At 57.9% G+C, this 9,538-nt stretch carries 8 protein-coding genes; 4 read left to right on the top strand and 4 right to left on the bottom strand.

Annotation, left to right across the window (positions count from 1 at the left end; all coding sequences use genetic code 11):
- Positions 1 to 213: 213 nt before the first annotated feature.
- The gene (locus tag ACOJB8_RS34190; protein WP_475016572.1) at positions 214 to 1,209 is read left to right on the top strand and encodes a class I SAM-dependent methyltransferase; all 996 of its coding nucleotides are present in this window, start codon (positions 214 to 216) and stop codon (positions 1,207 to 1,209) included.
- Between the two features lie 57 nt (positions 1,210 to 1,266).
- Here ACOJB8_RS34190 and ACOJB8_RS34185 read toward each other — a convergent pair whose 3' ends face one another.
- Both ACOJB8_RS34185 and ACOJB8_RS34180 read right to left on the bottom strand, forming a co-directional pair.
- Positions 1,267 to 2,493, bottom strand: coding sequence for a class I SAM-dependent methyltransferase (locus tag ACOJB8_RS34185; RefSeq protein ID WP_475016571.1), 1,227 nt, complete (start codon positions 2,491 to 2,493; stop codon positions 1,267 to 1,269).
- A gap of 639 nt (positions 2,494 to 3,132) precedes the next feature.
- Positions 3,133 to 4,350 carry a methyltransferase domain-containing protein gene (locus ACOJB8_RS34180; RefSeq protein WP_475016569.1) on the bottom strand — a complete coding sequence of 406 codons (1,218 nt, stop codon included), beginning with the start codon at positions 4,348 to 4,350 and terminating at the stop codon, positions 3,133 to 3,135.
- A 392-nt stretch (positions 4,351 to 4,742) separates the two neighbouring features.
- Between ACOJB8_RS34180 and ACOJB8_RS34175 the strand changes: the two genes are divergently transcribed.
- On the top strand, positions 4,743 to 5,843 hold the full coding sequence (locus tag ACOJB8_RS34175) for a class I SAM-dependent methyltransferase (protein WP_475016567.1): 1,101 nt from the start codon (positions 4,743 to 4,745) through the stop codon (positions 5,841 to 5,843).
- 106 nt (positions 5,844 to 5,949) lie between these two features.
- Here the strand turns inward: ACOJB8_RS34175 and ACOJB8_RS34170 are convergent, their stop codons facing one another.
- Complete coding sequence (locus ACOJB8_RS34170) at positions 5,950 to 6,693, bottom strand: LrgB family protein (RefSeq protein ID WP_475016565.1); 744 nt, start codon at positions 6,691 to 6,693, stop codon at positions 5,950 to 5,952.
- Positions 6,690 to 7,061 (bottom strand): CidA/LrgA family protein, encoded by a 372-nt coding sequence (locus tag ACOJB8_RS34165; RefSeq protein WP_475016564.1) that lies wholly within the window; start codon positions 7,059 to 7,061, stop codon positions 6,690 to 6,692. Before ACOJB8_RS34165 ends, ACOJB8_RS34170 begins: the two co-directional genes overlap by 4 nt.
- A gap of 268 nt (positions 7,062 to 7,329) precedes the next feature.
- Between ACOJB8_RS34165 and ACOJB8_RS34160 the strand changes: the two genes are divergently transcribed.
- Together ACOJB8_RS34160 and galE are read left to right on the top strand one after the other, a co-directional pair.
- On the top strand, positions 7,330 to 8,448 hold the full coding sequence (locus ACOJB8_RS34160) for a glycosyltransferase family 4 protein (RefSeq protein WP_475016576.1): 1,119 nt from the start codon (positions 7,330 to 7,332) through the stop codon (positions 8,446 to 8,448).
- Between the two features lie 32 nt (positions 8,449 to 8,480).
- Positions 8,481 to 9,512 (top strand): UDP-glucose 4-epimerase GalE, encoded by a 1,032-nt coding sequence (galE, locus tag ACOJB8_RS34155; RefSeq protein ID WP_475016562.1) that lies wholly within the window; start codon positions 8,481 to 8,483, stop codon positions 9,510 to 9,512.
- The last annotated feature ends 26 nt before the right edge of the window (positions 9,513 to 9,538 follow it).

The raw sequence follows: 9,538 nt of genomic DNA, 5'->3' as shown, positions 1-9,538 counted from the left end.
AGGTGGGGGAATTTACGCGCCCATAAGTGGGGGAGTTTGAACTGCCCGCCCGGGATGCTGTGCCCAATATCCAAAGTGCCTAACACGCTCTAGCTGAAATCCGCGGCAAGATTAACGATGAGGCGGAAGCGAGTTCCGCTTAAATTCTGGCAACCATTATTCGAGAGGGCTTACATCTCTCTCTAGGGTCTTGCAATGAACGAGCACTCTACTATGTCGTCTGGAACAAGTTTAGGAATTGCCGGGGTAGTCAACCGAATTCTTCGCAAGATGGGGTATCAAGTCGTCAAGACGTCATCACTTGATCGCCTGCTCATCGCTGAGAACAAGCTCGCATCTAACGATGGGGAGAATGCGAAGCGCATCCACGACTATGATGTGGCTACGCAGCACCTTGCTGAAATCGAGCGTCGCGTTGCCGCAATCGAAGCGAAGCCAGAAGACTCTTCCATAAAGGACGTCATTAGCTATGCGATGAAGGCTCATTGGCGTCTCGTGGACCTGTTGGAAAAGGTTTCTGGAACAGACAAACCAACGACATGCGCCCTATGCGGGCACGTTGCGGACGGGAGCGCGTTTGTGCCGATCGAAAGTGCCTGCCTCTTCTTCGGTGGACGCCTTCTACGCCATCATTGCCCAAATTGCGATGTCATTTTTGGGCCGCAGAAAATGCTTGCGCTAGACGAACAGATGGTCGATCTCGACTATCGGAATCTCTATCGCATTTATTCTGAAGGCGATAGCACGCAATCGGTTATTCGAACATTCCATCTGCTCTCGCCGAAGAAAGATGGAACTTACCTTGACTTTGGCTCTGGCGGTGACTGGTCCAAAGCGATCACCAAATTGAGGTCGGAAGGCTGGAACATTTATGGATTCGAGCCAAGTGCAAACAACGGCTCGGAGTTTGTCTTTTCAACATGGGAGCGGGTTGAGCAACTTAGGTTCGATGGGATCTTATCTCATAACGTACTCGAACATCTATTTGATCCGATTTCCACTACGAAACGCCTCCGCCATCTGTTGAAGCCATCAGGCTGTCTTGTACACGCGACCCCTTGCTTCGAATATAAATACGAGTACTCTCATTATCACGTTTTCTTCTTCGTCGGGAAATCTACCGAATTGTTGGCAGACCGATCGGGCATGAAAATAAGAGACTGGATTCGTGACGGGGAATACATCGCCTGTATTATGGACCCGCTATGAAGCAACAAAGCTGTCGCGTGGGTTATATCCTGCGCGACGACAACGAACTTTGATCTATCATTCGCCTGTCCGTATATAGAAAGAAAGCAGGCGCGTATCGGCACTTCCAGACCACGATGGTCGGTAGGCTTCAGCAGAATGGAGACTCACCATTTCACCGGCGGTCAGATTCTTCAATTGAATACTCATTGAAGGCCGTTCTGCGCTCAACGTCACGCGAGCCAGTTCACCCTTCGAGCCGTATGCAACAATCGTCTGCGTCTTGTCCGTGTCAAGCGGCATACTCGCGACTTCGAGCGCAAGCTCTGGCAGGTCGCGCGTGACAGTCAATTCGCAGTAGGGAGCGCACCAACGGAACCCGTTTTCGTTCGGGAAGAAGCCATTGCCAAACTTGACTGTGACATCACTCATCTGCGCGCGATGCGGGAACATTCCGTCGAGCCGACCTTTCTTGCGCGAACAGATTGCGAGGTTCATCTGATTTGCACCAGAGATTGTCGCAGCCCCGAGTTGGCCAGTGGCCGGATCGTTCGGCGAGTACCAGCCATTCACGGTGCCCATAAACTCTCGCTCGGTCAAACCGACGAGGTCCATAGCATTCTCAAGTTCCCAGCGGGCGTACGGTCGCTCGAGGGTTTCGAACTCACGCATTACCTGCATGTATTCGTCCTTGATGCTGCTGTTCCGGTTCTCAAACTCGATCAGGACAATGATGCCGTCAGGTGTCAGTGCGTCAGTCAGATGCTCAAGCGCGCGTACCGGATCGACGAAGTGGTGTAGACATGACTCCAACCAGATGATGTCGAACGTGCCGCGCAGATGCTCGGGCACAGGAGATGTCTCGATGTCGAGAACCTGGAATCTAGAGGTTGCATCCGCGAGCGTCAAACCCACCGAAACATCGCCAGCAAGACGTCGCCGTGCAAGGTCGATGAAATCGGCCGAGATATCGATGCCGTACGTCCAGTAGCCAAGCTTGCTCAGGTAGTGGGAAACCCATCCACCACCACATGCAACGTCAAGCACCCGTGAGCCGAGGCGTGGTTTGAGCAATGCCAACGCGTTGGCGAAATTGTTCAGGTAATGGACGCACTCGACGATCGAAGGAGCTGGGTCATCACGACCGACAAGGCCGAATGGCTTGTTCGCAGAATAGGTCTCGATGGCTTGGCGGCCCATTTTTTCAAAGCAGCTTGCAACATACCTTTCGGCCCCTGCCTTCCAGTCGACATTCTTTGGCACTTCGAGATTGATTCTTGAAAGCAACTCTTCTCTGCCAAGCATTCCTGTCTCCTCAGTTTCATGCTTGGCAGGCAGCGTAACACGCAATTACTGCGGGCGAGCAGAACTCACGAGCGCATGATGGGTAGATTGGCGGGTTGGTTTATCGAACATTGCGCAAAGCCACACAGCACACGCCATTCAGACGGAGTTTGCCGCCGCCAAGGCACGTTGAGATGGCCAGACTCCCATTTGAAGCAAGCGGCAATAGTAGGCGCCAAAGTTCGCTGGCGTCGTGGCCGGATCGGCGCGAAAGCTCCTGTGGTAGCTGGAACTGCGCGCTCGGCGGTTTTCTAGATCCTCGTTCGTAGCAGTTATCGTTTAAGGCCCGTAAGGCTCCAAGGGAAGGCATAAGCTCGTGGACACGCAAGTTTCCTCATTCGTTGTCGGCGTTTAGGCGCCTAAACGCCGACAGTTCGGCCAAGACTTCTACAAGTTTTTGATTTATTGCCCACTTTTCTAACTTCAACGAAAAGTGTACGTGCAATTTGTGCAACAGCATGTCGGAACCTGCCAAAGGCGAGTGCACCAAAAGCCTCACAAAAACAGCACCATTCCGGTCGAAGTGTCGCTGTCGGTTGCGGGAAGTCGATATTTGGGCGCGTCGAATAACTCACTGATTAATCGAGTCAACGGCAGCAGTCATAATGTTATGGCCGAGGTCGCCGTCTCACTTAGCGTCTCGACGAGATAGATGCGCCGTCGTACCGCAAACGCCGCACGTCCCGTGGCATAACAGCGGAATTGGGCGCCAAACGTCAGTTCCTGGATTTCGACTTCTAAAACTGTCTGCGTTTGCCCGGGCATTGTTTCACGCTCTGCGATGACTTTACCTTCAGGACCAGTTGCGACATCGCATCGCGCAAAAGCAGCCGTAGCGGATGGATCCGGTTCAAACTCAAATGTAACTCGATGTCGGCCCCTTCGTAATGGCATATACGGCCCAAAAAATACTACGCCGTCATATCCCGGTGGAACGGAGATCCATTCTCCATCGCTTCGATGCTCAGTTGCGAGGCTTGGTCCCACGACGAGTCGCTGAATGCGTTCCGGCCACGCGATCGCATAGATAGAGTGGAGAAATTTGCGGAGAGCTTCCCGATCTGGCTTACGTTCAGTACGACGGCTCTCTATCCACCAGAGGAAGGAATGCTCGGGCTTGCTCGCGGCGGAAAAAATGCGCTCGCTCACGGACCACTCTGGATCTGGCGTGTTCGGGTCAATAGGCAAGAGACGGCGGGTCTTCGGGTCCTCGCAGAGCCAAATCCCCGCCTCTTTTGTGACATCGAACCCCGCTAGCTCAAGAAGATGGCGGATCTCGGGAACAGTCAGCTCAATCGTATGCTCTGGATGAGTCCAGTTTAAACGTGCCGTCAACGCGCGGTTGGGAGAGTCCACGCATAGTGTGCTGCCCGCCCTCAGGACACGAGCCGATTCCATCAGGAAACCAACAACATCCTCTGGCCAGAGGTGTTCTATGTTTTGGCCAGATATCAGCAGATCGCACGTTTGATCTGCGATTGCCTCCATGTTTCCCGCAGTGTTCGCGATCCATGTAACGTTGTCAGGAAGCAGGTGGGGTTTTGGCAGGTAGTATTCGATGCCGATGTGCTCCGGGATGTAGCCGTATGTTTTCTCGATCCATTCGAAATACAAGCGCCCGGAGCAACCTGCGCTAACCACGCGTTCCGCATTTGGGGGCATCTCCCGCATCAGTGCGCTGCGGCCCTCGTGCAGAACATCGTTGAAATCGTAACGTGCTTGCACCTTCGACGGAGGTTGAGGCAGGGAAACGCCGGAAGCATTAAGGCGCTCGACTTCGCTCGTAAGGTTATCCAGCTTTTGAGCAACGGCAGCCAAATGTTGCGCCAGTTCTCCCAGCGCTGAATGTCTCTGGGCTAGCACTGCGAGAGAATGATTCGCAGTAAGTAGTGCCCCGTACGCGCGCGATATTTGCCTGAACGGCGTGATTCTGCCCAACAAACCCATCTGTTTCTCCGAACATTCTGTTTGTGAAGGTCACTCATCAGCGTCTCAGTGAGTATATCGGCTCAACCTCATGCGGGTGTAAGGATGTGTTATGCAACGGAAGAATATGCCAATCGCATATAGTGCATGTGCTGTATCGTTTCCAGGAACGCTCCACCCGAAATCAACAAGCCGGCCTTACTCATGCACCGCGTATCCGTGACACGGGTCTGGTGTACCATAGGTCGCTCCACCGATCGCGTACTATTTCCTAGGAACTCTTTGTGCTTAAGCAGACATTGAAGGCGCTCGGTCGCCCGGTTTGGAACAGACTCAAATTCAGGATCGACGGCGAAATCGAGCGGCAATTCGCGACACAAAGAGCTGCAACGGAGGAATTGCATCATGCAATGGCCTTGCAGATCGACAAATGTCGTAAGGAACTGACGCCGGACCTCCGGAACCTTGGGCAAAGGCTCAACGAGTTGCAGGACTTCGTCCAATCACTTCCCGAGCACTTTGAAAAGAGAAATGCGGAACTCAATCGCGAGCGAATCTACCTCCCACCTAGTCCGATACTGAGCAGTTCAGATCCGTTCATGCTTCATTCGACGTGCAGCGTAGTCGACATGCTGCATCCACGGTATGCGGAAATCCTCAGTGATATTCACCACCATTTCACGTATCACCGCAAGACGTGGGAGTGGGTGTACGTCATTCATCATCTCGAGGAGGCTGGAGTCCTGATAGAAGGAAGTCGCGGCCTTGGCTTCGGAATTGGCCTTGAAAGACTTCCCGCGCTCTTTGCGAAGAAGGGATGCAGCGTACTCGCAACTGATGCACCGCCGGAGATCGCTGTGGCGAGCGGTTGGTCGACTACCGGTCAACACTCTTCGGCGCTGGACGATCTTAGGTATCCGTCAATCGTCAGCAACGACATCTTCGATGAAAAAGTATCACATCGGTTCTGCGACATGAACGAAATACCGGATGATCTGACTGGTTTTGATTTTACGTGGTCATCTTGCTGCTTCGAGCATCTCGGAAGTCTCGAGGCTGGTATGCAATTTGTCATCAACAGTGTCGAAAAGACATTGAAACCGGGAGGTATTGCGGTCCATACGACAGAGTTCAATCTTTCTTCGGAAGATGAGACGGTAGAAAGCGGTCCCACGGTCCTGTATCGTCGGCGCGATATGGAGGAGCTTGTGCGTCGCCTTCGTGCAAGAGGGCACGACGTGCAGCCTTTTTCGCTTGCACCGTATTCACATCCGCTCGATTTTCATGTTGATGTCCCTCCGTATTCTGGCATCCCCCACGTGAAATTGCGCCTCGGCAAATATGCGGCTACTTCAGTAGGAATCTGCGTACGACGCGGACAGTGAATCCCAATCTGAACGTGATAAACCGGTGCGACTGGGCAGGCCTTGCGAAATCGCCCTATCGCACCTTGCGCAAGGTGAAGCGCGCGCTGTTCGCGCGCGGCTCAGCCTAGATCCAGCGCAGCAGCTCGGGCAACAGCACCGGCACGACGAACGCGGTAAACACACCGTTCAGGCCCATGCCGAGCCCCGAAAACGCGCCCATCTCCTCGCTCACCTGAAACGCGCGCGCGGTGCCGATGCCATGCGACGCGACGCCGATCGCGAAGCCACGCACTTCTGTTTCACGCACACGAATCACATTGAGAATCCAGCGCGCGGTCACCGCGCCGAACACGCCCGTCGAGATCACGAGCACGGCAGTGAGCGAAGGGATACCGCCGATCTTGTCGGCAACGGCCATGGCGATCGGTGTGGTGACGGACTTCGGCGCGAGCGAAGCGATAGTCTGATGCGAGGCGCCGAAGAGCTTGGCGACGCATACCGCTGAGACGATCGCCGTGAGTGAGCCCGCTACGAGCCCCCCGAGCAAAGGCAGCGCGCCGCGCTTTAGCTCGTCCCATTGGCGATAGAGCGGCAGCGCGAGCGCGACCGTGGCGGGACCGAGCAGGAAGTGCACGAACTGGGCGCCCTCGAAATACGTGCGGTACGGCGTATCCGTGATCTTGAGCGCCGCGACGACGAGCGCCACGGCAATCAACACCGGGTTCGCAAGCGGATTGTGCTTGGCCCGCGCGTAGATATTGATGGCGATGAGATAGGCGACGAGCGTCACCGTCAAGCCGAGCAGCGGCGTGGCGGCGAGATAGACCCAGATCGCGTCGAGCTTCGTAATCGGCAGGTGGCTATTCACGACGCGCCCTCTCCGGCCGTTGGGTTGCGCCGCTGGCGACGCAACAGCGCGCGCGTGACGAGCGCCGTCACTGCAATGCCGAGCGTCGTGCTCACGACGAGGCTCGCGATCACGGCGAGCGCCTCGCCGCGCGCGGCCTGCGCGGACACCATGATGCCCACGCCCGCCGGAATGAAGAGCAGCGAGAGATGTCGCAGCAATTCGAGCGCAGTCGGCTCGATGGCCTCGGCGGTGGCGGGCCGCATCAACGCGAAGGCGAACAGGAGCAGCATGCCGATCACGGGACCGGGCACGGGCAGCGAGAACACGTAGGACACGCTCTCGCCGAGACACTGGAAGATCAGGAGGGCGGCAAGGGAACGAAGCATGGCTAAAGGCAAGGCGAGGCTGGAAACATGCGCGGCGCGCGCAGTGTAGCCCAATGGCGCGCGAGGCGCAGCGAATCTTCGTACTAGCTTGCAGCGCGCGACCTGCGCGCGCCGCTTCGGTCGGGCGGGTCCCGGCGCCCGTCGGCTAAAATGTGCGCCCCGGCCGCTGCCGCCATCGCCTGCCAACGACGCCCCCGCTTTCGTGAACTCTTCGCCTGCTCGAACCGCCACCGCCAGCGCGCCCCAGTCCGCCGCGCATCGGCATCCGCTGCACGTCGCCCTCGTCTGCAATACTGCGTGGGCGATCTATACCTATAGGCGCGGCTTGCTGCGCGAGCTCACGCAGGCGGGCGCGCAAGTCACCGTGATCGCGCCGCGCGACCGCACCTTCGAGCCGCTCACCGCCATGGGCTGCCACTGTGTCGAACTGCCGGTCGCCTCGAAGGGCACGAATCCGCTCGACGACCTGCGCACGCTCCTCGCGCTCTATCGCCACTATCGCGCGCTGAAGCCGTGCGTCGTGTTCCACTACACGATCAAGCCGAACATCTACGGATCGATTGCCGCCTGGCTCGCGCGCACGCCTTCGGTGGCGGTCACGACGGGCCTCGGTTACGTGTTCATCCAGAAGAGCCGCGCCGCGCAGGTCGCCAAGCGCTTATATCGTTTCGCGTTCCGCTTCCCTCGCGAAGTGTGGTTCCTCAATCGCGACGACGAGGCCGCTTTCAAGGATGGCAATCTGCTCGCGCATCCCGAACGCGCGAGGCTGCTGCACGGCGAAGGCGTCGATCTCGACGATTTCCCCTTCACGCCGCTGCCGGAGCGCGCGGAGTTTGCTTTCGTTTTGATTGGCCGGCTGCTTTGGGACAAGGGCGTGGCCGAGTACGTCGAGGCCGCGCGCTCGCTGCGCGCGCGCTATCCGCACGCGCGTTTCCGGCTGCTCGGCCCGGTGGGCGTGGACAACCCGAGCGCGATCTCGCGCGAAGAAGTCGCGGCGTGGGAACGCGAAGGCGTAATTGAATATCTGGGCGAAACGGCCGATGTGCGCCCCTTTATCGCCGATGCGGACTGCATCGTGCTGCCCTCGTACCGCGAGGGCGTGCCGCGCACGCTGATGGAAGCGAGCGCGATGGGCCGCCCGATCGTGGCCACCAACGTGCCCGGCTGCCGCGAAGTGGTTGCCGATGGCGTGAACGGCCTGCTGTGCGAAGCGCGCGACGCCGCTTCGCTCGCCGCCAGCCTCGCGCAGATGCTGCACCTCGACGGACCGGCGCGCGCTGCCATGGCCGGGCGCGGCCGAAAAAAAATCGAGAAAGAATTCGATGAGCGCGTTGTGGTACAACGCTACCGGGAACTGATCCGGGAAATCACCGGGTCGACTTTTTGATCGAGTCTGGATTTCACGGGAACGAACACGGCATGACTGCGACGAACTCAAAGGGCACCATCCTCGTCACCGGCGGCGCGGGTTACATCGGCTCGCATACCTGCGTCGAGCTGCTCAATGGCGGCTATGAGGTGGTCGCCATCGACAATCTCGTGAACAGCAGCAGCGATTCGCTCAGGCGCGTCGAGCAGATCACCGGCAAGCCCGTGGCGTTCTACGAAGCCGACGTGCGCGACGCGGCCGCCGTTACGCGCGTTTTTGAAGCGCATCGCATCACCGGCGTGATTCATTTCGCGGCGCTCAAGGCCGTGGGCGAATCGGTGGCGAAGCCGATCGAGTATTACCGCAACAACGTCGACGGGCTGCTCGTGGTGCTCGACGTGATGCGCCAGCACGGCGTGAAGCAGTTCGTGTTCAGCTCTTCGGCCACGGTGTACGGCATGCCCGAACGCTCGCCGATCGACGAAACGTTTCCGCTCTCGGCAACGAATCCCTACGGCCAGTCGAAGCTCATCGCCGAGCAGATCCTGCGCGACGTCTCGATCTCGGATCCGGAATGGCGCATCGCCGTGCTGCGCTATTTCAATCCGGTGGGCGCGCATGAAAGCGGGCTGATCGGCGAGGACCCGGCCGGCATTCCGAACAACCTCATGCCTTATGTCGCGCAAGTGGCGGTGGGCAAGCTCGAAAAGCTGCGCGTGTTCGGCGGCGACTATCCGACCCCGGACGGTACGGGCGTGCGCGACTATATTCACGTGGTCGATCTCGCGAAGGGCCACCTCAAGGCGCTCGATGCACTTGCCGCGCGTAGCGAAGGCCTGGTCGTGAATCTCGGCACTGGGCGCGGTTACAGCGTGCTGGAAGTCGTGAAGGCGTTTGAACAGGCCTCAGGGCGCCCTGTGCCCTATGAGATCGTGGCGCGCCGGCCCGGCGACATCGCCGAATGCTATGCGAATCCGGTCGCGGCGGAAAACGTCATCGGCTGGAAAGCGGAGTTCGGGATCGAGCGCATGTGCGTGGACCACTGGCGCTGGCAGGAGAAGAATCCGCGCGGGTTTGAGTAAGGCTGAATGCAGCCGCGCTGGTTTGT

The organism is Paraburkholderia sp. BR10141 (assembly GCF_056155635.1).
Note: the sequence above shows the minus strand (reverse complement) of the source record. Positions and strands in the feature narration are given on the sequence as shown.